Genomic DNA, 24,972 nt, shown 5'->3' on the forward strand with positions numbered 1-24,972 from the left:
GAAATGACATTTGAACGGCCCCGAGCGAGATCGGGAACAGGTTCTTGGCCAGCGGTATTGGCGGCAGGCCTGCGGGTAGTGCCAAGCAGCCCTGCGCCTTTTCTTTTACACTGGCCGCTGGCAAGGCGACGCCAGTGCGCCACGCCGTAAGAGCCTGTTCCAAGACATAGAAATGCAGAAATGGCCGGTCGACCAGCCGCCATCCACTACGGAGTTTCCCAGATGAGTTTCGCCATTCCCGCGCCTGTCCAGCCCACTATTCCGGTGGTTGGCGGCGATCCTTTCCCGGTGCGCCGCATCTATTGCGTCGGCCGCAACTACGCTGCCCACGCCCGCGAGATGGGCCATGATCCAGACCGCGAACCGCCATTCTTCTTCATGAAGCCGGCCGATGCCATCGTGCCGACCGACTCGGTGGTGCCCTATCCGGCGGCCACCAGCGACTACCACCACGAGATCGAAATGGTGGTGGCATTAGGCCAGGGCGGGCGCGACGTGCCGGTGGAAAAGGCGCTGGAACTGGTGTTCGGCTACGCCGTCGGGCTCGACATGACCCGCCGCGACATCCAGGCCGCCGCCAAGAAAATGGGCCGCCCCTGGGACATGGCCAAGGGCTTCGACCAGTCGGCGCCATGCGCACCGCTGCTGCCGGTGTCCAAGGTCGGCCATCCCGACAAGGGCGCGGTCTGGCTCAAGGTCAATGGCGAAGTGCGCCAGCAGGGCGACCTGTCCGACCTGATCTGGAGCGTGGCTGAAACCATTTCCTACCTGTCGGGCCTGGTCGAGCTGTTCCCGGGCGACCTGATTTACACCGGCACGCCGGAAGGCGTGGGCGCCGTGGTCAAGGGCGACAAGCTGGAAGGCCATGTCGACGGTCTGCTCGATATCAACGTCACCATCGGCTGACCCGGCCGGGTTTTTCTTCCCGGCTGAATGAAGCAAGCGCCGCGGCCTTGACGGGAGCGGCGCTTGGTCTTTCGGGATGGTCATGAGAAATGTTAAAATAACAACATTTTGTGCCGATTTGCCCGCCTTCACGGAGGCGGACACCAAACTGTCATGAAGCCTGTTGCGATGCGGCGTATAATAGCGGTCTTCCGGGTAATACGGCCAGCGCGCCTTCTGCGCGTTCGCACTTGCAGATTAAATGTGAACAGGTCCTGGGCCCGGTCAGCATATGCATCATCCGAAGCGAGCCGCCGCGTTGATTTGGCCCGGCCTCGCGTAATACTCTTCAACACTGAAAGCAATTGAACCCGTGCGCATGCACCCCATGCATCGGAGCCGTTGTACAGGCTGCCGCGGCGCTGTCGCACCGTTCGCAATAAACCATGTCCGACACCACGCCCGCGTCCGCAGCACCGGCTGCACCCGCCGTCCGCTTTGAAGATTTCGGCCTCTCGCCAGATATCCTGAAGGCCTTGGCCGAACAAGGCTATGTCCATCCCACCCCGATCCAGGCGCAGGCGATTCCCGTCGTGCTGCAGGGGCGCGATGTGATGGGGGCGGCGCAGACCGGCACCGGCAAGACCGCCGGCTTCTCGCTGCCCATCATCCAGCGCCTGCTGGCCTACGCCAGCACCAGCGTATCGCCCGCGCGCCACCCGGTGCGCGCGCTGATCCTGACGCCGACCCGCGAGCTGGCCGACCAGGTGGCCGACAACGTCAAGGCCTATTCGCGCTTCACGCCGCTGCGCTCGACCGTGGTGTTCGGCGGCATCGACATGGCGCCGCAGACCGCCGCGCTGCGCGCCGGCGTCGAGATCGTGATCGCCACCCCGGGCCGCCTGCTCGACCACGTGCAGCAAAAGACGGTGAACCTGTCGCAGACCCAGATCCTGGTGATGGACGAAGCCGACCGCATGCTCGACATGGGCTTTTTGCCCGACCTGCAGCGCATCATCAACCTGCTGCCCAAGCAGCGCCAGAACCTGATGTTCTCGGCGACCTTTTCGCCCGAGATCAAGAAGCTGGCCGCCAGCTTCCAGAACAACCCGGTCACCATTGAAGTCGCGCGCAGCAATGCCACCGCCGAGACCGTCACGCAAACCATTTACAAGGTCGATGAGAGTGCCAAGCTCGATGCCGTCGGCTACATCATCCGCGAGCGCGGTTTGAAGCAGGTGATCGTGTTCTCCAACACCAAGATCGGCGCCTCGCGCCTGGCGCGCCAGTTGGAGAAGGACGGTGTCAATGCCTCCGCCATCCACGGCGACAAGAGCCAGTCCGAGCGCATGGCTGCGCTGGAAGCCTTCAAGCAAGGCCAGATCGAAGTACTGGTGGCGACCGACGTGGCCGCCCGTGGCCTTGATATCGCCGAACTGCCTTGCGTGATCAACTACGACCTGCCTTACAACGCCGAGGACTATGTCCACCGCATCGGCCGTACCGGCCGCGCCGGCGCATCGGGCGACGCCATTTCGCTGTTTTGCGATAAGGACGAGCGCTTGCTGGTCGATATCGAAAAGCTGATCAAGAAGAAATTCGAGCGCGCAGAACTGGCCGGCTTTACCCCGCGTACGCGCGAACGCCATGAGCGCGCGGAGCGCGGCGAACGTAGCGACCGCGGTGAGCGCAGTGAACGCGGCGGCCGTCCCGAGCGGAGCGAGCGCAGCCGTGATGGCGGTGCTCCCGTTTCGCGCCGCGAAAAGGTGGACCCGTGGTTCCTCAAGCCTTATGAGCCGACCGGCATTGAAGAGGAGTCCACCAAGCCGGAGATCCTGCCCAAGTCGAATCGCCCCAAGCCCAAGGTGGCGGCGTTGCTGGGCGGGATGCCCAAGCGTTGAGCCGCTCCGGTTCAAGATGAAAGCCCGCAGATGCGGGCTTTTTTTATGTGGTGCGGCGACGGGAGGGCTAAGCCGAGTCATCTTGCGCCGAAGCGCGCATCCCACGCCGACAGCGCCAGGCGCCAGAAGCTTTCACGGTCATGTCCCGGGGCTGTATCCAATCCAAGAAATGCCGCCGCCCGTTGCAACTCCTTCAACGGCTGGCCGAGATCGATCGCCTGCGCGCCGTTCTGCTTGGAAAATTTCTCGCCCACGTCATTCATCAGCAGCGGCACATGCAGGTAGCGTGGTGTCGGATAGCCCAGCAGGCCCTGCAGGTAGATCTGGCGTGCCGTCGAATCCAGCAGGTCGGCGCCGCGCACGATGTCGGTGACGCCCTGGTCGGCATCGTCCACTACCACCGCCAGCTGATACGCCCAAAAACCATCGGCGCGCTGCAGGATAAAGTCACCTGCTTCCGTAGCCAAATGCTGCTGTTGCGGGCCCAGCCAGCGGTCGTTGAAGCGCACCAGTTCATCCGGCATGCCGGCGTCGGGGACACGCAAGCGCAGCGTTCGCGCCACCTTGCCGGGCGCCAGCCCGTGGCGGCAGGTGCCGGGATAGATGGCCGCGCCGTCGCTGGCGACGCCAACGCGCGAGTCGGCGATTTCCTTGCGGCTGCAGCCGCAAGGGTAGGCGTGCGCGCCCAATTGCTTGCGCGCCGCCTGGTAACGGGGCTTGCGCTGGCTTTGCACCCATACCGGGCCGTCCGGCTGCATGTCCAGTGCCGCCAGCGTTGCCAGGATGCCGTCGGCGGCGCCGGGAACGGTGCGGGTTTCATCGATATCTTCAATGCGCACCAGCCAGCTGCCGCCATGTACGCGCGCATCCAGGAAACTGGCCAGTGCCGCAACCAGCGAACCTGCGTGCAGCGGACCGGAAGGCGAGGGGGCGAAGCGGCCCGTATAAGCGCTTCTGCTCATGCGTTCTTTCCGGGCGCGACCGGCCCCAGCAGCATGCGTTGCACTTCCGGCCGGGACAGGTATTGGATGAACCACTTCAGCGACTTGCCCTGTTCCCCCTTGGGCCAGGCGATCATGAAATTGTCGTTGGGTTTGGCGGCCAGCGTCTGTTTCTCGACCAGCGCGCCGCTGGCCAGGTAAGGCTCGGCCCAGATGCGCGGCAGGTGGCCGCAGCCCAGGCCGGCCAATTGCGCTTCCAGCTTGTCGGCCACCGTGGCCACTGTCAGCGTCTCCTGGCCGGACAGCAGCCCCATGGTCAATGTCGGCAGCGACTGGCTGTTGTCGCCCACGGCCACGGCGCGGTGGCTGCGCACCTGCTCGGCCGGCAGCGGTTCCGCGGCATTCGCCAGCGGATGCTGGGGCGCGACAGCAAAGACCCAATCCACCGTGCCCAGGTCATGCATCTGGAAGCGTCCGCTGGTGCGCACGATTTCCGGCCCGTCCAGCGTCACGCCGATGACCAGGTTGGCGCGGCCTTCGATCAGCTTTTCCCAGGCGCCGGTCAGCACACCCGGCGTGAAGCGCAGCCGGGTGCCGGACTGTTCGCGGTCGAAGGCCTCGATGATGGGCAGCATCTTGCCGAACGGGATCAGGCTGTTGAGCACGATGTGCAACTCGGTCTCGCGTCCGGTGGCGGTGCGCTTGACGCGCTGCTCAAGGTCGTTGGCGGCCAGCAGCAGATGGCGGCCTTCCTGCAACAACTGCTGGCCGGCCGGGGTCAGCTGGGCGCGGTGGCCGCGACGGTCGAACAGCAGGACGTCAAGGTCGTCTTCCAGCTTGCGCACGCTGTAGGTGAGCGCAGAGGGCACGCGATCCAGGGCCAGCGCGGCGGCGGCGAAGCTGCCTTTGCGGTCGATCATGTCGAGGATCAGCAGGGATTCCAGGGTCAGGTTCAAGAGGGCGCCTCGTCGGTTTTTATCTTGTTTAAATTATTTGAATGAGCTGTATGAATTTTAGGCCTTATACCAGAAAAATATAGTGTCTATAGTGGCTACATCGACAAACAATTTGTATGAATCAATTCCGAGGCATACAGAATTCACTGAAAGGGGTGTTGTCATGATGCAACTGCGCAAAGCAAACGATCGTGGACACGCCAACCACGGTTGGCTGGATTCATATCACAGCTTTTCCTTCGCCGACTACCACGATCCGCAACACATGGGCTTCGGCCCGCTGCGGGTGATCAACGAAGACCGCGTGGCCGCCGGCCAAGGCTTCGGCACCCACGGCCACCGCGACATGGAGATCATCTCGTATGTGCTGGAAGGCGAACTGGCCCACAAGGACAGCATGGGCAATGGCAGCGTGATCCGCCCCGGGGATGTGCAGCGCATGAGCGCCGGCACCGGCGTGCGCCACTCCGAGTACAACCATTCGAAGGATAGCGGCGCGCATTTCCTGCAGATCTGGATCATGCCCGACCAGGCCGGCGCCGAGCCCGGTTATCAGGAAGCGCATTTCTCGGCCACCGACAAGGACGGCAAGCTGCGCCTGGTGGCCTCCAAGGATGGCCGTGACGGTTCGGTCAGCCTGAATCAGGATGCGCTGCTGTACGCCGGCCTGTTCGACGGCGACCAGCATGCCAGCTACACGCTGCCGGAAGGGCGCCTCGGCTATGTACACGTGGCGCGCGGCAAGGTGAGCGTCAACGGGCAGGCGCTGGAAGCCGGCGATGCGCTCAAGCTGGCTGCCATCGACAAGCTGGAGATCAATGGCGGCGACAAGGCTGAAGTGCTGCTGTTCGACCTGCCGCGTTAAACCTGTTTTTGCAGTACCCGCCGGAGCCGATCACCCGGCGGTTTTTTCACACAGTCAAACTCCCACTCGAGAAGGAAACATCATGAGCAAAGTCGCCATCGTCTACCATTCCGGCTACGGCCACACCAAGAAGCAGGCCGAAGCCGTACAGGCCGGGGCTGCATCGGTTGCCGGCGCCAGCGTCGACCTGATCGCCATCAATGCCGAAGGCAACATCACCGACGCCGACTGGGCGACGCTGGATGCGGCCGACGCCATCATCTTCGGTTCGCCGACCTACATGGGCAGCGTTTCGTGGCAGTTCAAGAAATTTGCCGACGCTTCTTCCAAGCCCTGGTTCAGCCAGAACTGGAAAGACAAGGTCGGCGCCGCCTTCACCAACTCGGCGACCATGAACGGCGACAAGCTGTCGACCCTGCACTACCTGTTCACGCTGGGCATGCAGCACAGCATGATCTGGGTCGGCACCGGCCTGATGCCTTCCAACAGCAAGGCCGCACAGCGCAACGACATCAACTTCGTCGGCTCCTTCTCGGGCCTGATGGCGCAAAGCCCGTCGGACTCCTCGCCGGAAGAAGGCCCGCTCCCGGGCGACCTGGCAACTGCCAAGCTGTTCGGTGCACGCGTGGCTGAAACTGCCGCCAAGTTCAAGAAGTAATCAGGCGTTCGCGCAGTAAAAAGCCCACCTTGCGGTGGGCTTTTTCATTGGCGCGGAGCGCTGGGCGATCAGGCTTGCGCGGCAGCCGCTGTGCCGGCATCGGCCACGGCGCGTTGCTTGGACGCGCAATGCGGGCAGGACTTGCCCGGCACGTAATCCGGCGACAACTGCTCGCGTGGCGTGACCACGGCGCGACAGGCGAAGCATTGCGCGGTCTGGCTTTCCTTCAGGTCGGGACTCAGCGCGGTGCGGTAGTCGAAGACGAAGCAGTCGCCTTGGTAGTGGGCGCCGCCGACTTCCTCGAAGTAGCGCAGGATGCCGCCTTCGAGCTGGTAGACGCTGTCGTAGCCGATGTTCTGCATGTGGATCGCCGCTTTTTCGCAGCGGATGCCGCCGGTGCAGAAGGTGACCACGGTCTTGCCGTCGAAGTCGGGCTTGTGGTCGGCGATGACCTGCGGGAATTCGGTGAACTTGGCGATACGGTAGTCGACCGTGTTGTCGAAAGTGCCCACATCAACCTCGAAGGCGTTGCGGGTATCGACCATCACCACGGGGCGGCCAGCGTCATCGTGGCCCTGGTCCAGCCAGCGCTTCAGGTCTTGCGGCTCCACCGACGGGGCGCGGCCTTCTTCCGGCTTGATCAGCGGGTGCTTCATCGTGATGATTTCAGCCTTGAGCTTGACCAGCATGCGGGTGAAGGGTTGCTTTTCGGAAAAGCTCTCCTTGACCACGATGTCGGCGAAGCGCTCATCGGCGCGCAGCCAGGCCAGGAAGGCGTCGATCTCATGGCGCAGGCCGGCCAGGAACAGGTTGATGCCTTCCGGGGTCAGCAATATGGTGCCGCGCAGGTTGTGCTTTTGGCAAAATTCCAGGAATTGCGGACGCTTCTCGGCCGTGTCGTCGAAGGTGATGAATTTGTAGGCGGCGATGTTGACGTAGGGTGTATCCGGGGACTGCATGGTTCTTTGCTCTAAGTCTTTGAATTGTCAGCATTATATACGCGCCAGCATGGTCTTCGCAGCTATTTGGCGCTTCTCTGATACAGATCAAGCGCGTCCTTCGACCGCAGCCGGCAGGCTTGCGTGATGCCTTGTCAAGCAGGATTTGCATGCGCAAAAACCGGCTAATTCCAGAGAGGGGAGCTCCCAACCTCCGGTAAAATGTGGCCCCATGACTACACCGCAATTCGTTCACCTCCGACTGCATTCGGAGTACTCCATCGTCGACGGCCTGGTGCGCATCGATGATGTCGTCCAGGCTGCCGCCAAGGATGGCCAGGCGGCGATGGCCGTCACCGATCTGACCAACCTGTTCGGCATGGTCAAGTTCTACAAAGCCGCGCGCGGCAAGGGCATCAAGCCGATCGCCGGCTGCGACATCTGGATCACCAATGACGCCGACCGCGAAAAGCCCGCACGCCTGCTGCTGCTGGTGAAAAACCACCACGGCTACCTGCAGTTATGCGAATTGCTGTCCCGGGCCTGGCTGGAAAATATTTACAAGGGCCGTGCCGAAGTGCGCATGGAGTGGCTGGACGCGTTGCGCCGCCAGGAAGGCGGCAATGGCCTGATCGCCTTGTCCGGCGCCCAGGGCGGCGACGTCGGCCAGGCCATCGACAATAGCAATATCGCGTTGGCGGAAGAATGTGCCAAACGTTGGGCAGACATTTTCCCGGGGGCCTATTACCTCGAGATCCAGCGCGCGGGCCATCCCAACATGGATATCCAGGTGCGCCAGACCGTGGCACTGGGCGCCAGGCTGGGCTTGCCGACAGTGGCTACGCACCCGATCCAGTTCCAGTCCACCGAGGAATTCATCGCCCACGAGGCGCGCACCTGCATTGCTGAAGGCGAGATCCTGGCCAATGCGCGCCGTGTACGCCGCTTCAACGATCAGCAATACTTCAAGTCGCAGGCCGAGATGGCCGAGCTGTTCGCCGACCTGCCCGGCGCCATCGCCAACACCATCGAGATCGCCAAGCGCTGCAACCTGGTGCTGCAGTTGGGCAAGCCGCAACTGCCCGACTTCCCTACGCCGGACGGCATGACCATCGACGACTTCCTGGTGGCCCAGACCAAGGCCGGCCTGGTAGAACGCCTGAAGCACCTGTATCCGGACGAGGTCCAGCGCGAGAAGGAACGCCCGCGCTATGAGGCACGGCTGCAGTTCGAGAACGATACGATCATCAAGATGAAGTTCCCGGGCTACTTCCTGATCGTGGCCGACTTCATCCAGTGGGCCAAGAACAACGGCGTGCCGGTCGGCCCCGGCCGGGGTTCCGGCGCCGGTTCGCTGGTGGCTTACTGCCTGCTGATCACCGACCTCGATCCGCTGCGCTACAACCTGCTGTTCGAACGTTTCCTGAACCCGGAACGGGTCTCGATGCCCGACTTCGACATCGACTTTTGCCAGGAAGGCCGCGACCGCGTCATCCAGTACGTGAAGGACCGCTACGGCAAGGAGGCGGTCTCGCAGATCGCCACTTTCGGCACCATGGCCGCCAAGGGTGCGGTGCGCGATGTGGGGCGCGTGCTCGATCTCGGCTACAACTTCTGCGACGGCATCTCCAAGCTGATTCCGTTCAAGCCGGGCAAGCTGGTGACGCTGGCCGACGCCATCGAAGAAGAGCCGCTGCTCAAGGAGCGCCTCGAGAACGAAGAAGAAGTGAAGCAGTTGATGGGCCTGGCCCAGCAGGTCGAAGGCATCGCCCGCAATATCGGCATGCACGCCGGCGGCGTGCTGATCGCTCCCGGCAAGCTGACCGACTTCTGCCCGCTTTACACGCAGGGCGGCGACGCCGGCGTGGTCTCGCAATACGACAAGGACGACGTGGAAGCCGTCGGCCTGGTGAAGTTCGACTTTTTGGGCTTGACCACGCTGACCATCCTCGACCGTGCCGAGCGCTACATCCGCATGCTCGATCCGGCCATGGCCGACTTCGATTTGGCCAAGCTGCCGTTGAACGACCGCGCCTCCTACGATCTGCTGACCAAGGCCAAGACGGTCGCCGTGTTCCAGCTTGAAAGCCGCGGCATGCAAGGCATGCTCAAGGACGCGCGCCCCGACCGCTTCGAGGACATCATCGCGCTGGTGGCGCTGTACCGCCCGGGCCCGATGGACCTGATCCCCGACTTCTGCAAGCGCAAGCACGGCGAAGCCTTCGACTACCCGGACCCGCGTACCGAGGGCATCCTCTCCGAGACCTACGGCATCATGGTCTACCAGGAGCAGGTGATGCAGATGGCGCAGGTGATCGGCGGCTACTCGCTGGGCGGCGCCGACTTGCTGCGCCGTGCGATGGGCAAGAAGAAGGCCGAGGAAATGGCCAAGCACCGCGAGCTGTTCCGCGAGGGCGCGGCCAAGAACGGCCTGTCGACCGAGAAGGCCGACGAGATTTTCGACTTGATGGAAAAGTTCGCCGGCTACGGCTTCAACAAGTCGCACGCCGCCGCCTATGCGCTGCTGTCGTATTACACCGCCTACCTGAAGGCGCACCATCCGGCCGCGTTCATGGCAGCCAACTTGTCGCTGGCGATGGAAGACACCGACAAGGTCAAGATCCTGATCGAAGACGCGATCGACATCTGCAAGCTGTCTATCCTGCCGCCCGATATCAACCAGTCCGACTATCGCTTCATGCCGGTGGGCGAACCAGGCAAGAAGGCCACGCAGGTCCGTTACGGCCTGGGCGCAGTCAAGGGCGCCGGCCAGAACGCCATCGAATCCATCCTCGAAGCGCGCAAGGAAGGCCCGTTCAAGGACCTGTTCGACTTCGCCAAGCGGGTCGACAAGAAACAGATCAACCGCCGCACCATCGACTCGCTGATCCGCGCCGGCGCCTTCGACTGCTTCAAGGTCGACCGCGCCATCCTGCAAGCCTCGGTCAACCTGGCCTGGGAAAGCGCCGAGCAAGCCGAGAAGTCGGCCAATCAGGTCAGCCTTTTTGGCGGCGACGACAGCGATCTCGAAGCGCCGCTGGAATACGTGCAAGTCACGCCGTGGAGCGACAAGCAGCGCCTGACCGAAGAGAAGGGCGCGCTGGGCTTCTACCTGTCGGGCCACCTGTTCTCGGCTTACGAAAAGGAAGTGCGCCGTTTCGTGCGTACCAAGATATCGAGCCTTGAGCCTTCGCGCGAGCCGCGCAGCATGGCCGGCATCATCACCGGCGTGCGGGTGCAGATGACCCAGCGCGGCAAACTGGTGATCTGCACGCTGGACGACGGCACCGGCGTGATCGAAGCCACGATCTATAACGAAGTGTTCGAGCCGTTCAAGCACCTGATCAAGGAAGACGAGCTGCTGGTGGTGCAGGGCCGTGTTTCCGAAGACCGCTTCAATGGCGGCTTGCGGGTATCGGCCGAGAAGGTCATGGACCTGGGCGCGGCGCGTATCCAGTACGGTGTGCGCATGGTGGTGTCGATCAACAAGGCGATCGACGCCAACCTGTTGCGCGACGCGCTGTCGGCGCACCGCCAGGAGCAGGGCTTGCCGTTCGTGATGCGCTACCTGCAGGCGGATGCCGGCTGCGAGGTGGTGCTGGGGGATGCGTGGCGGATCAATCCTAGTGATAGTTTGCAGAGTGCGCTGGTGGCTTCTTTCGGCAAGGAGGCCGTGATTGTTGAGTATTGAGAATTCGGGAGATGGCCACAAGCTTGCGCTGCCGCAACGGTAGAATTGCAGGTTTTGGCTGATCGGGACAGCCTGCCGCAGCTTCGGCAGGCGATCATGCAATGTCGCGGGCGCCACTCCAGGCGCTCGCTTTTGGAATCAAAGAATGAAACTGAACATTTCGCCGTACTTCACCCGCCTGTTGCACATGCACAAGCCTTATCGCTGGCGCTTGACACTGGCTTTCGTCGCCATGGCGGTGACAGCGGGCACCGAGCCGGTGGTCCCGTATATCTTCCAGGTGCTGCTCGACAAGGGGTTCGTCGGTAAGCCGGCGTTTTCGCTATGGCTGGTGCCGGTGGCGGTGATCGGTATTTTCGTCATCCGTGGCGCCTCTACCTTCGCCAGCAGCTACCTGATGACATGGGTGACCACGCGGATACTGAACGAAGTGCGCGGGCAGATGTTTGCGCGCATGCTAGATTTTCCGCTGGCCTTCTATGCCACCAACAGCGTTGGCAAGGTAATCAATTCCATCATGTTTGAAGTGCAGGGCATCACTGACATGGTGACCCGCATCTTCACTTCTATCATCCGGTCGGCGCTAACGGTGCTGGGCCTTTTGGCCTGGCTGCTGTATCTGAACTGGGTGCTGACCACTGTCACACTGGTCTTGCTGCCGCTGTTGGCGATTGTGGTGCGCTTTACCAGCCGTAACCTCAAGAAACTGAATCAGGATTCGCTGCGCGTGAATGCCGAGCTGACCCAGGTGATCGAAGAGTCGACGCGCGCCCAGCAAGTCATCAAGATCTTCGGTGGACAGGATTTCGAAAAACAGCGTTTCCATGAGAACTCGGAAAACCTGCGCCGCTACACCATGCGCATGACCAAGACATTCTCTTCCACCGTGCCGATCACGCAATTCATGACCGCATCGGCGGTGGCGATCGTGATCGTCATGGCGCTGATCCAGTCGGGCAACGGCCAGATTACCGTGGGCGGTTTCGTTTCCTTCATTACCGCCATGCTGATGTTGCTGACTCCGCTGAAGCAATTGGCAGAAGTCAACGGTCCCCTGCAGCGCGGCATGGCCGCAGCTGAAGCAGTGTTCAATCTGATTGACATGCCGACCGAGCGCACCGGCGGCCGTACGCTGGAAAAGCGCGCCGCCGGCAAGATCGACCTGGTCGACCTGTGTTTCAGCTACCCCGAGCGTGACCAGTTGGCGCTGGATCATGTGAATTTGAGCGTGAATGCGGGCGAGACCGTGGCGTTCGTCGGCATGTCCGGCGGCGGAAAATCGACGCTGGTTAACATGATTCCCGGCTTCTATTCGGCCACATCCGGTCAGATCTTGTTGGACGGCGAGCCTATCGAAGACATTTCGCTACGCAGCCTGCGCCAACAGATCGCGATGGTCAGCCAGAACGTGGTGCTGTTCAACGGCACCATCATCGACAACGTGGCTTACGGCGACCCCCATCCCGATTTGGCCAAGGTCGAGGCAGCATTGGAGGCCGCCCATCTGGGTGATCTGATGAAGGAACTGCACGATGGCATTCATACCGTGATCGGCGACAACGGTTCGCGCCTGTCCGGCGGACAGCGCCAGCGCCTGGCGATCGCCCGTGCGATCTACAAGAATGCACCCATACTGATTCTCGATGAGGCCACTTCTGCACTCGATACCGAATCCGAGCGTGCAGTGCAGGCGGCCCTGGATTGGCTGATGGAAGGCCGTACGACCTTCGTGATCGCCCACCGCCTGTCGACGGTGGAACGTGCTGACCGCATTGTGGTGCTATCGGCCGGCCAGGTGGTCGAAATCGGTTCGCATCAGGAGTTGCTGGAAAAGAACGGCGCCTATGCCAAGCTATATCACCTGCAATTCTCGGGTGAAGGCACCGAACAGGATGAAGTCAAGTTGCAGCAATTGAAGAAACTGCTCTGAAACACGGGCGAATATTCAAAGAAAAACGTATGACCAAACAAGTTGACGCAGGATCGCTTCCCATGTTGAGCCAGATCGTCCCGCCCGAGGTGTTGCAGAAGTCGAACAAGATCCTGTTCGTGGCGCACCTCGCTTTGGGTGACTTTACCTATATGCAGGCTTGCTTCAAGGCTTTTGCTGAAGCCTATCCGCATATCAAGATCCACTTGTGGGTGGACGAAGTACGGCGCACCTATGACTTCCGCCAATGGAGGCACCTGCAGAAATACGTCGTGTTCGACTGGTTGCAGACTTGCCCGATGTTCGAGAAACTCTACACCAAGACCTACAGTCCTTTTGTGCTGCGCGATTCGATCCGGGAAGCCCAGGCCGAGGACTACCCTGTCGTCGTTTCCTTTGGACTGGCGCGTCGCCCGATGTATGCCAAGATGGTACGCAAGATCAGCAAAAAGGGCTTTGTTGTGGCAATGACGAAGCGGGTGCGCTTCTATGATTTCCGCAAGCACATGATTTATGGGGCGCTCGATGGTGCCATTCCGGTGTATTCGCATGACAGGACGCTGCATGTGAGCGATGTCTATGCAAACTGGTTCACCGGCCTGTTCGGCATCCAGGTTCCGCATGAAAAGCGCGTGCCGGTAATGGACGTGCCGCAGCAGTGGAAAGACGATGCCTTGCGCCAGCTGGAGGAGTGGAGTGTTGCCGCCAAGGATCGGCGCAAGCATCCTTTGGTATTCCTTAACGCTTTCGCCAAACCGCCCGAGCGATCCTGGCCGCTGGCCAAGGTGACTGAGCTGGTACGTCGCATGCAGGCCGATCCCAAGTGGGCCGAGGCGGATTTCGTCATCAATACCATTCCAGAACAATGGGATAGTACTCAGAGAGAAGTGCTGGCCGCCGGTGTCCCGCGTGTTCGCCTGTTCAGCGCGCACGACCACTTCTTCCAGTTACCCGCCATGCTGGAACAGAGCGACCTGATTGTCACCGTGGAGACTTCCATCATGCATCTGGCCAACGCAGTGCGCGTGCCGGTGGTTGCGCTGATGCGCCAGATCAATCCTGAGTGGGCGCCGATCGATGCCGCCAACACCAATATCGTGTACACCCCCGAGCATGAAGACTGGATTAACAAGATCAGCGTTGATACGGTGATGGAGTTCCTGCACATGCCGATGGGCAGTGCGCCGCGCTTCACGCCCACGCAGCTGCAACGGATGGCCCGCTGAAATGCCGCTCATTCCTGCACAGCGCCTGGCTGCAGCTGACAAGATCCTGTTCATCGCTCACCTGGCGATCGGTGATTTCACGTACCTGCAGAACTTCTTCAAGGCTTTCGCCGAAGCCAATCCACATCTCAAGGTGCACATCTGGATCGACGAGGTACGGCGTACGGGCGACCAGGCCAAATGGGGCTACCTGAAGAACTACGCCCTGTACGATTGGGCGGAGAACTGTCCTTTCTTTGACAAGGTCTATCGGCGCACCTACAGTCCGCAATTGCTGGCCGCATCGATCGCCGAGGCGCGCGCGGAACATTACCCGCTGGTGGTATCGCTGGCCACATTGCGCCCGGCGCAGTATGCCGGGCTGGCACGCGCCGCCGGCGGGCCCGATGCCTGGGTGGTTGGCATGAAGCGCAAGCCGCGCTGGTATGCCCCTTCTGATTTTTTTGCCTACGGTAAGCTGGATGCATCGTTCGCTCCGTTTGCAGGATTTGCGGGATACCACATTACCGATGTCTACGCCGACTGGTTCCGCCAGTTGTCGGGACTTGCGGTCGACGGAGCGGCACGCTATCCCTTCGTCGACATTCCGCAGCAATGGCGTGACGCCGTGGCTGGACAATTGGCGAAATGGGGCGTGACGCCCGATGTTCCGGGCTTGGCGACAGGCAAGCCGCGCCTGGTTTTCATCAATCCATTCGCCAAAACCAGGAAACGTTGCTGGCCGGTACCCAAGGTTGTGGACTTGATCGGCGCCTTGCAGCAGATGGATGAATGGCGCGCCACAACGTTCGTAATCAATGCCACGCCGCAGGAGATCGAGCAGGCCAAGGCACAGGTCGCAGATCGTTTGCCGCCCAACACCCACTGGTTCAGTGCGCAACAGAACTTCTTTCAGCTGCCTGCCCTCCTGCAGCGCAGTGGCCTGATCATTTCGGTCGAGACCGCCGTCATGCATCTGGCCAACGCCGTGCATGTTCCGGTAGTGGCGCTCATGCGCAGGAAGAATCCCGAGTGGGCGCCGATCGATCGTGAGCGTAGCACCGTCATCATGGCGGCCAAACGCAGCGACTGGGTTGACGCCATCGACGTGCAGGAAGTGCTGGAGGTGTTGCGATGAGCGCCATGGCGCAGATAACTGCGCCATCCGGGAATACGGATACCTTCCACGTGGTGTTTTGCGTGGATGACCGCTATTTTCGCTGCATGGGAGCGACCATCGCTTCCATCATCGCCAATAATGCGGAGCGGAATTTTGTCTTCCATGTGCTGGCGACCAAGGTATCAGAGGATAACCGCCGCCGCTTCGAGAGCCTGGCCCAGCGGCCCGGCATCACGGTGTATCTGCACTTGCTCGACGCTGCGCTGTTCTCACGCTTCGATCAGTACACCAAGTCGTCCTATTATTCTTCTGCCATCTTCGCGCGGCTGGTGATTCCGGACATTCTTAAGTCTTATACCGACCGTGTGCTTTATCTGGATGCCGACATCCTTTGCGTAGGTAGCATCGACGAGCTGGCACGACTCGATCTGGCAGATGACATCGCCATCGTAGTGCCTGACGCCGAGGCGACCACGCGGCGCCGCGTGGAGGCGCTCAAACTGAAGCATCCAAGCTACTTCAATTCGGGCATGCTGTACATCAACATCCCGAAGTGGATCGAAGCCGGGATCACCCAGCAAACTATCGATGCCATTTTGAAAGACGGCGAGAACTTTCGTTTCCCCGATCAGGATGCCCTTAATGTAGTGCTGGATGGGCGTGCGCGCTTTGTCGGCGTGCGCTGGAATTACCTCTATGGATTGGTTGGCGACCTGGAGAACAACCGCCCCGCGCTGGCCATTCCCGCGGGAGCGGCAACCTTCATCCACTTCGCAGGTTCGGTCAAGCCATGGGGCGTCTGGAGCGGGCATGATTCCGTGCGCCTGTTCCAGAAGTACCATGCGCTTTCGGCGTGGTCGGATCAGCCGCTCGACCTGGAGCCGACCAACTACAAGGAACTGCGCATGCATTCGCGCTTCCAATGGGCGCGCGGCAACCGGCTGGACAGTCTGCGCTGGTACTGGCGCTACCTTCTGGTGCGCCGCGCGCGTAAGTGAGAGTACGGGTCTTCTGCACCAGCAAACTACAATTCCTGCGATCAGAAAGAACATACATGGCTGACCAACTGGTTCCCGCCGAGCTGCTCGAGAAGGCGGATAAGATCCTTTTCGTCGCCCATCTTGCGCTGGGCGACTTCACCTATATGCAGAACTGCTTTCGCGCATTTGCCGAAGCATATCCGCATATCCGCATGCATTTATGGGTAGATGAGGTCCGGCGTACTTCAGATGCTTCCCAATGGGAGTATTTAAGCAAATATTCGCTCTATGATTGGGTCAAAGCATGCGGCCTGTTCGACAAGATCTACGATAAGACTTATAGTCCAGCGCTTTACAAGCAGTCGATTTCGCAAGCGCAGCAGGAACAGTATCCGATCGTGGTGTCGTTTGCCGTTCTACGGCGGCACCTGTATGCGGAGCTGGCGCGCAAGCTTGGTCACAATGGTTTTGTCGTCGGACAGAAAAAGCGCGTACGGTTGCTGGATATTCGTAAGCATCTGGCTTATCGCAAGCTGGATGCGCATATACCTGCTTACAGTACTTCCGATCTGAATGGCCGCCATATCAGCGCTATCTATGCCGGATGGTTCGAGCAACTATTCGGTATGGCGATTCCTGAAGCGCACCGTTTTCCCTATATTGATATTCCGCAAGAATGGCAACGGCGGGCTCACGAGGATTTGCGCCGGGCCGGGATTCCAGAGGGCAGTAAATTGGTTTTCCTGAATGCTTTTTCTAAATCGGAAGAGCGTAGCTGGCCACTGGAACGAATGATTGAACTGGCGCAACGGATGCGTGAACGGAGCGCTTGGAAGGATGCGCATTTCATCATTAACTGCGTACCGGAAAAGATGGCGCAAGCGCGCCATCTGTTTACAGATGGTGCATACGGGCTGCACTTGTTCAGCGCGGATGAGAATTTTTTTCAACTACCAGCCACGCTCGCGTTGTGTTCCTTGATTGTGTCGGTCGAAACGGCGATCATGCATTTGGCCAATGCTGTGCATGTACCGGTCGTCGCGCTGATGCGCCAGACGAGTCCGGAATGGGAGCCGATCGATGCCGCCTCCAGCAAAGTGCTCAGGGTTAGGACGCGTAAAGGATGGGTTACGGAGATATCCGTGGATGATGTACTTATTGGTGTTGAATAGTTGGTGTGATGCTCAAATGAGAAAAATAAAGATTCGAAGTGGTATCGCAGTTAATGCCGGCAATGATGGCTTAAGGAGTGCATACGTAGGGATAAATTTCGTATGTGAGGGGAAAACATGACCAAACAGTCATCGATGCCGGCATTCGTCAAGCAACTCTTGTTCGTAGTGATCGTAGTTTTCGTCACGCTTGGATTGTCAGTTGATCGCTTGGCAGGTGTCTGTTTTTATTTATTGGTACTGTTGAGCCTGGTTGCCATTTTTATCCGGGGGCGAGAGAGCATCGTTGCGTATGTACATTCATGGCGACGCTTTTGGATTTTCTATCTGGCGATGTCCGCTTTTACGTTGTGCATACTGCTGAACCAGATAGTCGTTGGCAATGGAACTTTGAAGGACCTGAATATCGGATTCAGATTCATGGCGTTCATCACCATGTTTTGGGCCTTCCAGCAGTTGGAGCGCAGGCATTTTCGCCTACTGGGCTTCATGTTCGGGGTCGGCGCATTGGTAGCTACCGCTAAGACGTACTTTATGACTAGTGGCGGAGCCGTCCGTAGCTATTCCAATTTTATGCCTATCATTGCGTATACGGAATTGGCAATGATGCTGGGAGCATTGGCCGTATTGTCTATCAAATGGGATGATGAGATATTATCTAGTCGACTTCGCTTGCTGTCGATGATCTTTAAATTGACTGCCGGGGGAGGTGGGTTGTATTCGGTCTACTTGTACCAATCGCGCGGCGCATGGCTGGCTATTCCCATTTTTGTCGTGACTGGCTGTCTTACCTTCATGTCGCGAAGTGGCTTGCTCCGGAAGATGGCGGTGGCATTGGCGATTCTGCTGGTGATTGGCGGTATTTATGGATCGACTAGCGCAGTGCGCGAACGGTTTATGCAGGCAGGAATCGATATCAATGGTATCAGGCAGAATGGCAATATGGATTCGTCTCTGGGGACTCGTTACCAGCTTTGGAAGGCATCGCTTACGATCTTTAAGGAACACCCGCTGGTGGGGGTCGGTGTGAACGGTTATTCAAAAGCATTGGAAGATGTGGCCGACAGAGGGCTGATCACTGCCGAGAGCGCTAAACTGCCGCATTCCCACAACGAGTTTTTGTTTATTGCGGTTCTGTTTGGTTCTGTTGGCATTGTGAGCTTACTAGCGCTCTATTTTGTGCCGCTCTGGTATTTTTTGCGGGGATTTGGATTAAATAATCCGAAGGCCGACGCCGCAGTGCTCATGGGGGCATCCTTGTGCCTGTCCTACATTGCTGATGGCCTTGTGGATGTGATGTTCGTATGGCGTGAATGCGCCTTGTTTTACACCATCATGGCCGCATTGCTGATGGCTGCAGTTAAACACTTTCGCGAACCTGGCGCCGCTTACCATCGATAAGCCGTGAGTATTGGCAGCCAACACTTGAGCCATCATGTCCTGGTAGTTGTCGCCGAACTTACCCGGTCCGGATTCAGCAGAATCACTTCACAGCCTTTTTTCGGTCGCCTGTACCGGAGAGCGTTCTACGGTCCCCCGAAACGGAGCTTGCTGAGATCGACATAGGCTGCGAGTGCGCCTGTCCCGGCTGATTCTGGTTATTATTCGCGTCAAACAGTAACAAGAGCGGAGGGAGGCTAGCATCGCTTACATTTCGCTGGGCGGGTCACATCAGAATAATATCGTACTGCTCCTGCTGATAATCACTCTGCACCTGCAACGAAATCGGCTTTCCGATGAAATCCCCCAGCATCGCCAGGTGCTGCGACTCCTCCTCCAGGAACATATCCACCACCACTTGCGACGCCAGGATGCGGAATTCACGCGGGTTGAATTGTTTGGCTTCGCGCATCACCTCGCGCAGGATCTCGTAGCATACCGTGCGTGAGGTCTTGACCTGGCCGCGGCCCTTGCAGGCGGGGCAGGTCTCGCACAGGATGTGGGCCAGCGATTCGCGGGTGCGCTTGCGGGTCATTTCCACCAGGCCCAGCGTCGAGAATCCGGATACCGAGATCTTGGTGCGGTCGCGCTGCAAGGCCTTCCCCAGTTCGGCCAGCACTGCGGCGCGGTGCTCGGTGCTTTCCATGTCGATGAAATCGAGGATGATGATGCCGCCCAGGTTGCGCAGGCGCAGCTGGCGCGCAATGGCGTGTGCCGCTTCCAGGTTGGTCTTGAAAATGGTGTCGTCGAAGTTGCGGCCGTTGACGAAGCTGCCGGTGTTGACGTCGATGGTGGTCATCGCCTCGGTCTGGTCGACGATCAGGTAGCCGCCCGATTTCAGGTCTACGCGCCTCCCCAGTGCGCGTTCGATTTCCTCTTCCACGCCATACAGATCGAACAACGGGCGTTCGCCGCGGTAGTGTGCGAGCTTGGTCAGTACCGATGGCGTATAGAGCGTGCCGAACTCCTGCAGCATGTGGAAGTTCTCGCGCGAGTCGACCTGGATGGTCGCAGTGTCGTCGTTGACGAAGTCGCGCAGTACGCGCTGGGCCAGCGAGAGATCCTGGTGCAGCAGCGTGGGCGCCGGATTGGTTTTGCTTTGGCTGACGATGGAGGCCCAGGTCTTGCGCAGGTACTCGACGTCCATTTGCAGGTCCGGGTCCGAGGCGTCTTCAGCCATGGTTCGGATAATGAAGCCGCCTTTTTCTTCCGGCGGCAGCAGTGCCTGGACTTTGCTGCGCAACAGCTCGCGTTCCGCTTCGTTCTCGATACGCTGGGAGATGCCGATGTGCTTGTCCTGCGGCAGGTAGACCAGCATGCGGCCGGCGATCGATATCTGCGTGGACAGGCGCGCACCCTTGGTGCCGATCGGATCCTTGATGACTTGCACCGTCACGGTCTGGCCGTCGTGCAGCAGTTTCTCGATGGCGACGGCAGGGGCGTTCTGGCCGTCGTGCGGCCGCGCTTCCCAGATGTCGGCCACGTGCAGGAAGGCGGCGCGTTCCAGGCCGATGTCGATGAAGGCCGACTGCATGCCGGGCAGCACGCGCACGACTTTGCCCAGATAAATATTGCCCGCCAGGCCGCGCGAGAGCGTGCGCTCGATGTGCAGCTCTTGCACGGCGCCCTGCAGGATCAGCGCCACGCGCGTCTCCTGCGGGGTGATGTTGATCAGAATATCTTCGCTCATAGGATTCGAACGCCCGCTTTTTGTAATAGTTGAGCCGTCTCGAATAGCGGCAAGCCCATGATACCGGAATGGCTGCCGACAATATTGGAGACGAACATCGACGCCAACCCCTGGATGCCGTAGGCGCCGGCCTTGTCGTAGGGTTCGAGCGTGTTGCAGTAGGCCTGGATGGTTTCGGTGCCGAGTTCGGCGAAGCTGACGTCGGATTGCTGGGTGACTTGCCAGACCTCGGTTTCCACGCCCATGGTCAGTCCCACTGCGATGCTGGTCAGCACCTGGTGGGTCCGGCCGGACAGGCGGGTGATCATCTGCACAGCCTCGTCATTGTCAGCCGGCTTGCCCAGGATCAGCTGGTCGATCACCACCGTGGTGTCGGCCGAGAGGATGGGGCGGTGCGGCAGCTGGCGCAGGATCATGGTGTGCTGTGCGCTGTTGAGTTTGTCGCGCGTGACGCGGGCGACATAATCCAGCGGGCTCTCGCCGGGCAGCACGCTTTCATCGACTTCCTTCTCCGAGAGCAGCAGTTCGAAATCGATGCCGATATGGCGCAGCAGCTCGCGGCGGCGCGGGCTCTTGGAGGCGAGGTAGATTTTTTGGTCCGCAGGTTTCATTCAGCCATACATGTCAGAAGTCGCTACCCGCAGCATGTGCTGCAGATGGCAATGGTGATAGACATCAGGCGCGGTGATATGGGTGATTCTGGGTAATCGACCACGCCCGGTACAGTTGTTCCGCCAGTATCACCCGCACCATGCCATGCGGCAGGGTCATGCTGGAAATGCGTATCAGCGTGTCGGCGCCAGCCTTGAAGCCGGGATCGAGCCCGTCGGCGCCGCCGATGACGAAAGCGACGTCACGCCCGTCCTGCTGCCATTGGACCAGTTGCTGCGAGAGCTGCATGGTGGTCCAGTCGCGGCCGCGTTCATCCAGGGCCACGATGCGCGCACCCTTGGGCAGGGCCGCCTCGATCTTGGTGCGCTCTTGCGCCATCACGGTTTCGGCCGTACGGCTGCCGGAACGCTCGATGGGTTTGATTTCCTTCAGGAGGATCCGGCATTCAGGAGGCATGCGCTTGGCATATTCCTGAAAGCCGGTTTCGATCCAGGCCGGCATCTTGTGGCCGACGGCCGCGATGATCAACTGCATCGCATCAGGCGTCAGGCTTTGGTGGTGCGCTTGGCGGCCGGTTTCTTGGCAGTCTCGCTCTTGGCGGCAGCCACGCGCACGGTCTTGCCGACCGGGGTCTTGGACGCGGCGGTCTTGCTGCCGGCCTTGGCCGTGGTACTGCGCGTCGTGGTGGCGCGGGTGGTGGTGGTCTTGGGTGCGGTCGCCTTGGTGCCGGTGGTGCGTGTCGTACGCGTGGCCGTGCCCGTGGTACGCCTGGACGCCGTGGCAGTAGCGCCGGCGGCAGTAGTCGTGCGCGGCTTGCGGGCCGGCTTCTTCGGCGCGTCGTCGTCATCGTCCAGCGCCTGGCTGGCTTCGACGGCTTCTGCCTGGGCCCTGGTGCGGCGGATCTTGGGCGCCGGCGCATCGGCAGCCTGGTCGGCAACGCGCTTGGCAGCGGCCGACGTGCCGGTGCGCTTGGCGGCGCCCAGCTTGACTTCCTTGTCGCCCCAGATCTCTTCCAGGCGGTAATACGTGCGGATCGCAGGCTGCATGATGTGGACGATCATGTCGCCCAGGTCGACCAGCACCCATTCGCCGGTGTCTTCGCCTTCGATGCTGATGACATGGCCGCCCTTGGCCTTGACCTTGTCGCGCACCGAGGAGGCAAGCGCCTTGGTCTGGCGGTTCGAGGTGCCGGAGGCGATTGCCACGCGGTCGAACAGGCTGGTCAGGTGGGTGGTGTCGAAGATGCGGATTTCTTGCGCTTTGACGTCTTCCAGCGCGTCCACGACCAGGGTTTGCAGTTTTTTGATATCCATTAGTTTCGGTACAGATGTTGTTGTTCGATATAGTCTAGCACCCTGGCCGGAATCAGCGAATCAGGACGGGTGCCGCGTTGCAGCTGTGCACGGATTTCGGTCGATGAAATGTCGACCGCCAGCCCGGAGGCCAGGTAGCCGTATCCGTGCGTGGTGCTGCGTATGTCTTGCGGGCTGCCGCCACGGCGCTGGAACTCGTCCATCACCGCCGGCGGCACATGTGCTTCGGCCAGGTTGAAGCCCGGGCGCGAAGCGGCGCACAGGTGCGCGTAATCAAATAAGGCTTGCCAGTGCTGCCAGGTATCCAGGTGCAGCAACTGGTCGGCCCCCATCAAAAATACGATGGAGACGGAAGGGCCGAGTTCCGCGCGCAGGGCGCGCAGGGTGTCGATGGTATAGGTGGCGGTGGAGCGGCGAATTTCCTGCTCGTCGATCACGACCGGCACTTGCTGCGTATCGAAAGCGCGCCGCACCATCTCCACCCGGTCGGACGGGGAGGCCTGCAGCCCGTGTTTTTGCCAGGGGTTGCCGGTGGGAATCACGCGCAGCTCGTCGGGCTGCAGCAAGCGGACGAAATGCTCGGCCAGCAGCACATGGCCATTGTGCACCGGATCGAAGCTGCCTCCCAGAACGGCAACGCAGCGCTGCGCCGCCTGCGCAGGCGGCGCCATTACAGCCATTCCTTGTGCACCAGGAAGTCCGAGTACAGCCGCGCTTCGGCGCTGCCGGGCTCGGGCTGCCAGTTGTAGCGCCATTTCACCAGCGGCGGCATCGACATCAGGATCGATTCCGTCCGTCCGCCCGACTGCAGGCCGAACAGCGTGCCGCGGTCGAACACCAGGTTGAATTCGACATAGCGGCCGCGGCGGTAGGCCTGGAAGTCGCGTTCGCGTTCGCCGTAGGGCATGTCGCGGCGCGCTTGCAGGATCGGCAGGTAGGCGTCCAGGAAGGCATCGCCCACGCTGCGCTGCATGGCGAAGGCCTGGTCGAAGGGCAACGCATTGAAATCGTCGAAGAAGATTCCGCCTACGCCGCGGGGTTCCTGGCGGTGCTTCAGGTAGAAATATTCGTCGCACCACTTCTTGAAGCGCGGATAGAGATCTTCACCATAGGGCGCCAGCGCGTCGCGGCAGGTGCGATGGAAATGCTGCGCGTCTTCGGCAAAGCCGTAATAGGGCGTCAGGTCCATGCCGCCGCCGAACCACCACACCGGCTCTTCACCTTCTGCATGGGTGGTGAAGAAGCGCACGTTCATGTGCACCGTCGGGATGTACGGATTACGCGGATGCAGCACCAGCGACACCCCCATCGCCTCCCATTCGCGCCCGGCGATGTGCGGGCGGTTGGCGGCGGCCGAAGGCGGCAGATTCTTGCCCATCACGTGCGAAAAGCCCACGCCGCCGCGCTCCAGCACATTGCCTTCTTCCAGCAGCCGCGAAGTCCCGCCACCGCCTTCGGGGCGAACCCACGAATCGGACAGGAAGGACTTGCCGTCGGCCTGTTCAAGGGCGGCGACGATGCGGTGTTGCAAATCCTGCAGGTAAGCTTTGACGGAAGAGGTGGCGTTCGGGGAGGTGGTCACGGCGTGTCGCTCAGGGGCACGGTTACAAATACCACGCGATTGTACCTTGCCGAGCCCCTGCCGGGGCGGGCAAAAGAAAAGCCCGGCGGGTGCCGGGCCGGTTTGCCACAACTTTCGGTCAGGTCTGAGGCGGTTGCGCCACAGGTACTGCCACCTGGTAGGTAGCCGGCGCCGGCCAGCCTTGCTTCAGGCACACCTCGGCGATGGCGTTCTGGACATCGTTGGAGACCTGCCCGAAATTAGGCGTAGAGGCATAGATACGCAGCGCCAGCAGCGTGCCGGTGGCGTTGAACTCCAAGATGACGATCGACGGCGCCGGGTTTTCCAGCACATTGGGAATGGCCTTGACGCGCTCCATCAGGCGCGCGATGGCCTCCTGCGGGTTGACGCCGTAGGCAATCTGGCAACGCAGGTCGGTGCGGCGGGTGGCGTTGACGTTGAAATTGATGATGTTGTCCGAAAACAGCTTGTTGTTGCCGATGATGACGCGCAGGTTGTTGTCGGTGGTCATGGTGGTGGTGACCAGACCGATGTCGGAGACGGTACCGGTCTGGCCGGCGGCGGTGATGTAGTCGCCGACCTTGAACGGGCGCAGCACCACCAGGAAGATGCCGGCAGCGAAGTTGGCCAGGAGGCCCGACCAGGCCACGCCCAGCGCCACGCCGACCGCACCGATCATGGCGGCGAACGAGGTGGTGGGGATGCCGCACACTTCCAGGATGCCCATCACCAGCAGGATGCGCAGGACCACGTGGGTGACGGAGATCGCATAGTTGATCAGCGTCGCCTCAAGCTGGCGGGCGGTGAGCACGCGCCGCACCACCTTGGCCAAGGTATTGATGAGGATCCCGCCGATGATCCAGATGGCGATGGCGGCGATCACCTTCAGGCCGAAAGGCACCAGGTAGAGGTTGATCAGCGTGTCGAGGTTGAGGAGATGTTGTTGCATGCGAGGTTCCTTTTCTGCTTTTGTGCTTTTCGTCTTGGGATGCGGCAGGCCGTCTCGAATTTATCAAAATGACAAGGGCAAGAGGGCTTGCGCAAGTTGATTAGTTCGCCGTGGCGCACATTTGTTGCAATACGACAGAGATTT

General features: G+C 60.5%; 21 protein-coding genes. 11 read left to right on the forward strand and 10 right to left on the reverse strand.

The features are described from left to right. Positions 1–222: 222 nt before the first annotated feature. Complete coding sequence (locus AKL28_RS09730) at positions 223–906, forward strand: fumarylacetoacetate hydrolase family protein (RefSeq protein WP_050467934.1); 684 nt, start codon at positions 223–225, stop codon at positions 904–906. A 425-nt stretch (positions 907–1,331) separates the two neighbouring features. Then, entirely contained in the window at positions 1,332–2,786 is a 1,455-nt protein-coding gene (locus AKL28_RS09735; RefSeq protein ID WP_050467935.1) for a DEAD/DEAH box helicase, read from the forward strand. 77 nt (positions 2,787–2,863) lie between these two features. On the opposite strand, the gene gluQRS is transcribed toward AKL28_RS09735, so the two are convergent. After that, positions 2,864–3,748: a tRNA glutamyl-Q(34) synthetase GluQRS gene (gene gluQRS, locus AKL28_RS09740; protein WP_050467936.1), complete on the reverse strand. Its 885-nt coding sequence runs from the start codon at positions 3,746–3,748 to the stop codon at positions 2,864–2,866. Continuing rightward, on the reverse strand, positions 3,745–4,683 hold the full coding sequence (locus tag AKL28_RS09745; RefSeq protein WP_050467937.1) for a LysR family transcriptional regulator: 939 nt from the start codon (positions 4,681–4,683) through the stop codon (positions 3,745–3,747). The genes gluQRS and AKL28_RS09745 overlap by 4 nt, the downstream gene beginning before the upstream one ends. 163 nt (positions 4,684–4,846) lie before the next feature. On the opposite strand from AKL28_RS09745, the gene AKL28_RS09750 reads away from it, so the two are divergent. Both AKL28_RS09750 and AKL28_RS09755 read left to right on the forward strand, forming a co-directional pair. Next, positions 4,847–5,548, forward strand: coding sequence for a pirin family protein (locus AKL28_RS09750; protein WP_050467938.1), 702 nt, complete (start codon positions 4,847–4,849; stop codon positions 5,546–5,548). An 82-nt stretch (positions 5,549–5,630) separates the two neighbouring features. Further along, positions 5,631–6,206: a flavodoxin family protein gene (locus tag AKL28_RS09755; RefSeq protein ID WP_050467939.1), complete on the forward strand. Its 576-nt coding sequence runs from the start codon at positions 5,631–5,633 to the stop codon at positions 6,204–6,206. 68 nt (positions 6,207–6,274) lie between these two features. Here the strand turns inward: AKL28_RS09755 and AKL28_RS09760 are convergent, their stop codons facing one another. Then, positions 6,275–7,165, reverse strand: a complete 891-nt coding sequence (locus tag AKL28_RS09760) for a sulfurtransferase (protein WP_050467940.1) — start codon at positions 7,163–7,165, stop codon at positions 6,275–6,277. A 211-nt stretch (positions 7,166–7,376) separates the two neighbouring features. Between AKL28_RS09760 and dnaE the strand changes: the two genes are divergently transcribed. From dnaE to AKL28_RS09795, 7 genes are all read left to right on the forward strand, one after another. Then, positions 7,377–10,835, forward strand: coding sequence for a DNA polymerase III subunit alpha (gene dnaE / locus AKL28_RS09765; RefSeq protein WP_050467941.1), 3,459 nt, complete (start codon positions 7,377–7,379; stop codon positions 10,833–10,835). A gap of 145 nt (positions 10,836–10,980) precedes the next feature. Then, entirely contained in the window at positions 10,981–12,765 is a 1,785-nt protein-coding gene (gene msbA / locus AKL28_RS09770; protein WP_050467942.1) for a lipid A export permease/ATP-binding protein MsbA, read from the forward strand. A 29-nt stretch (positions 12,766–12,794) separates the two neighbouring features. After that, positions 12,795–13,991, forward strand: a complete 1,197-nt coding sequence (locus AKL28_RS09775) for a glycosyltransferase family 9 protein (protein ID WP_231602383.1) — start codon at positions 12,795–12,797, stop codon at positions 13,989–13,991. 1 nt (position 13,992) lies between these two features. After that, positions 13,993–15,108: a glycosyltransferase family 9 protein gene (locus AKL28_RS09780; RefSeq protein ID WP_050467943.1), complete on the forward strand. Its 1,116-nt coding sequence runs from the start codon at positions 13,993–13,995 to the stop codon at positions 15,106–15,108. Positions 15,109–15,113: 5 nt separating this feature from the next. Continuing rightward, positions 15,114–16,088, forward strand: coding sequence for a glycosyltransferase family 8 protein (locus tag AKL28_RS09785; protein ID WP_231602384.1), 975 nt, complete (start codon positions 15,114–15,116; stop codon positions 16,086–16,088). 56 nt (positions 16,089–16,144) lie between these two features. After that, complete coding sequence (locus AKL28_RS09790) at positions 16,145–17,242, forward strand: glycosyltransferase family 9 protein (RefSeq protein ID WP_050467945.1); 1,098 nt, start codon at positions 16,145–16,147, stop codon at positions 17,240–17,242. A gap of 117 nt (positions 17,243–17,359) precedes the next feature. Further along, positions 17,360–18,643, forward strand: coding sequence for an O-antigen ligase family protein (locus tag AKL28_RS09795; RefSeq protein WP_050467946.1), 1,284 nt, complete (start codon positions 17,360–17,362; stop codon positions 18,641–18,643). Positions 18,644–18,908: 265 nt separating this feature from the next. Here the strand turns inward: AKL28_RS09795 and rng are convergent, their stop codons facing one another. The 7 genes from rng to AKL28_RS09830 all read right to left on the reverse strand — a co-directional run bounded on the left by rng (position 18,909) and on the right by AKL28_RS09830 (position 24,828). Beyond that, positions 18,909–20,372 (reverse strand): ribonuclease G, encoded by a 1,464-nt coding sequence (rng, locus tag AKL28_RS09800; protein ID WP_050467947.1) that lies wholly within the window; start codon positions 20,370–20,372, stop codon positions 18,909–18,911. Beyond that, positions 20,369–20,983: a Maf family protein gene (locus tag AKL28_RS09805; protein WP_050467948.1), complete on the reverse strand. Its 615-nt coding sequence runs from the start codon at positions 20,981–20,983 to the stop codon at positions 20,369–20,371. Before AKL28_RS09805 ends, rng begins: the two co-directional genes overlap by 4 nt. 64 nt (positions 20,984–21,047) lie before the next feature. Further along, positions 21,048–21,518 (reverse strand): 23S rRNA (pseudouridine(1915)-N(3))-methyltransferase RlmH, encoded by a 471-nt coding sequence (gene rlmH, locus AKL28_RS09810; RefSeq protein WP_050467949.1) that lies wholly within the window; start codon positions 21,516–21,518, stop codon positions 21,048–21,050. Between the two features lie 11 nt (positions 21,519–21,529). After that, on the reverse strand, positions 21,530–22,297 hold the full coding sequence (gene rsfS, locus AKL28_RS09815) for a ribosome silencing factor (RefSeq protein WP_050467950.1): 768 nt from the start codon (positions 22,295–22,297) through the stop codon (positions 21,530–21,532). Then, a complete protein-coding gene (locus AKL28_RS09820; protein ID WP_050467951.1) occupies positions 22,297–22,968 on the reverse strand; it encodes a nicotinate-nucleotide adenylyltransferase in 672 nt (223 codons plus the stop codon). The genes rsfS and AKL28_RS09820 overlap by 1 nt, the downstream gene beginning before the upstream one ends. Further along, positions 22,968–23,879, reverse strand: coding sequence for an oxygen-dependent coproporphyrinogen oxidase (gene hemF, locus AKL28_RS09825; RefSeq protein WP_050467952.1), 912 nt, complete (start codon positions 23,877–23,879; stop codon positions 22,968–22,970). Before hemF ends, AKL28_RS09820 begins: the two co-directional genes overlap by 1 nt. Positions 23,880–23,997: 118 nt before the next feature. Then, positions 23,998–24,828, reverse strand: coding sequence for a mechanosensitive ion channel family protein (locus AKL28_RS09830; protein ID WP_050467953.1), 831 nt, complete (start codon positions 24,826–24,828; stop codon positions 23,998–24,000). Between the last annotated feature and the right edge of the window lie 144 nt (positions 24,829–24,972).

The sequence above is a fragment of the Herbaspirillum chlorophenolicum genome, assembly GCF_001189955.1.
GTDB lineage: Bacteria > Pseudomonadota > Gammaproteobacteria > Burkholderiales > Burkholderiaceae_D > Herbaspirillum > Herbaspirillum chlorophenolicum.

Excerpts from the sequence above, each read along its gene's own strand:
- AKL28_RS09730 (WP_050467934.1), top strand. The coding sequence starts at position 223 with ATGAGTTTCGCCATTCCCGCGCCTGTCCAGCCCACTATTCCGGTGGTT.
- AKL28_RS09735 (WP_050467935.1), top strand. The coding sequence starts at position 1,332 with ATGTCCGACACCACGCCCGCGTCCGCAGCACCGGCTGCACCCGCCGTC.
- gluQRS (WP_050467936.1), bottom strand. The coding sequence starts at position 3,748 with ATGAGCAGAAGCGCTTATACGGGCCGCTTCGCCCCCTCGCCTTCCGGT.
- AKL28_RS09750 (WP_050467938.1), top strand. The coding sequence starts at position 4,847 with ATGATGCAACTGCGCAAAGCAAACGATCGTGGACACGCCAACCACGGT.
- AKL28_RS09755 (WP_050467939.1), top strand. The coding sequence starts at position 5,631 with ATGAGCAAAGTCGCCATCGTCTACCATTCCGGCTACGGCCACACCAAG.
- AKL28_RS09760 (WP_050467940.1), bottom strand. The coding sequence starts at position 7,165 with ATGCAGTCCCCGGATACACCCTACGTCAACATCGCCGCCTACAAATTC.
- dnaE (WP_050467941.1), top strand. The coding sequence starts at position 7,377 with ATGACTACACCGCAATTCGTTCACCTCCGACTGCATTCGGAGTACTCC.
- msbA (WP_050467942.1), top strand. The coding sequence starts at position 10,981 with ATGAAACTGAACATTTCGCCGTACTTCACCCGCCTGTTGCACATGCAC.
- AKL28_RS09775 (WP_231602383.1), top strand. The coding sequence starts at position 12,795 with ATGACCAAACAAGTTGACGCAGGATCGCTTCCCATGTTGAGCCAGATC.
- AKL28_RS09780 (WP_050467943.1), top strand. The coding sequence starts at position 13,993 with ATGCCGCTCATTCCTGCACAGCGCCTGGCTGCAGCTGACAAGATCCTG.
- AKL28_RS09785 (WP_231602384.1), top strand. The coding sequence starts at position 15,114 with ATGGCGCAGATAACTGCGCCATCCGGGAATACGGATACCTTCCACGTG.
- AKL28_RS09790 (WP_050467945.1), top strand. The coding sequence starts at position 16,145 with ATGGCTGACCAACTGGTTCCCGCCGAGCTGCTCGAGAAGGCGGATAAG.
- AKL28_RS09795 (WP_050467946.1), top strand. The coding sequence starts at position 17,360 with ATGACCAAACAGTCATCGATGCCGGCATTCGTCAAGCAACTCTTGTTC.
- rng (WP_050467947.1), bottom strand. The coding sequence starts at position 20,372 with ATGAGCGAAGATATTCTGATCAACATCACCCCGCAGGAGACGCGCGTG.
- AKL28_RS09805 (WP_050467948.1), bottom strand. The coding sequence starts at position 20,983 with ATGAAACCTGCGGACCAAAAAATCTACCTCGCCTCCAAGAGCCCGCGC.
- rlmH (WP_050467949.1), bottom strand. The coding sequence starts at position 21,518 with ATGCAGTTGATCATCGCGGCCGTCGGCCACAAGATGCCGGCCTGGATC.
- rsfS (WP_050467950.1), bottom strand. The coding sequence starts at position 22,297 with ATGGATATCAAAAAACTGCAAACCCTGGTCGTGGACGCGCTGGAAGAC.
- AKL28_RS09820 (WP_050467951.1), bottom strand. The coding sequence starts at position 22,968 with ATGGCGCCGCCTGCGCAGGCGGCGCAGCGCTGCGTTGCCGTTCTGGGA.
- AKL28_RS09830 (WP_050467953.1), bottom strand. The coding sequence starts at position 24,828 with ATGCAACAACATCTCCTCAACCTCGACACGCTGATCAACCTCTACCTG.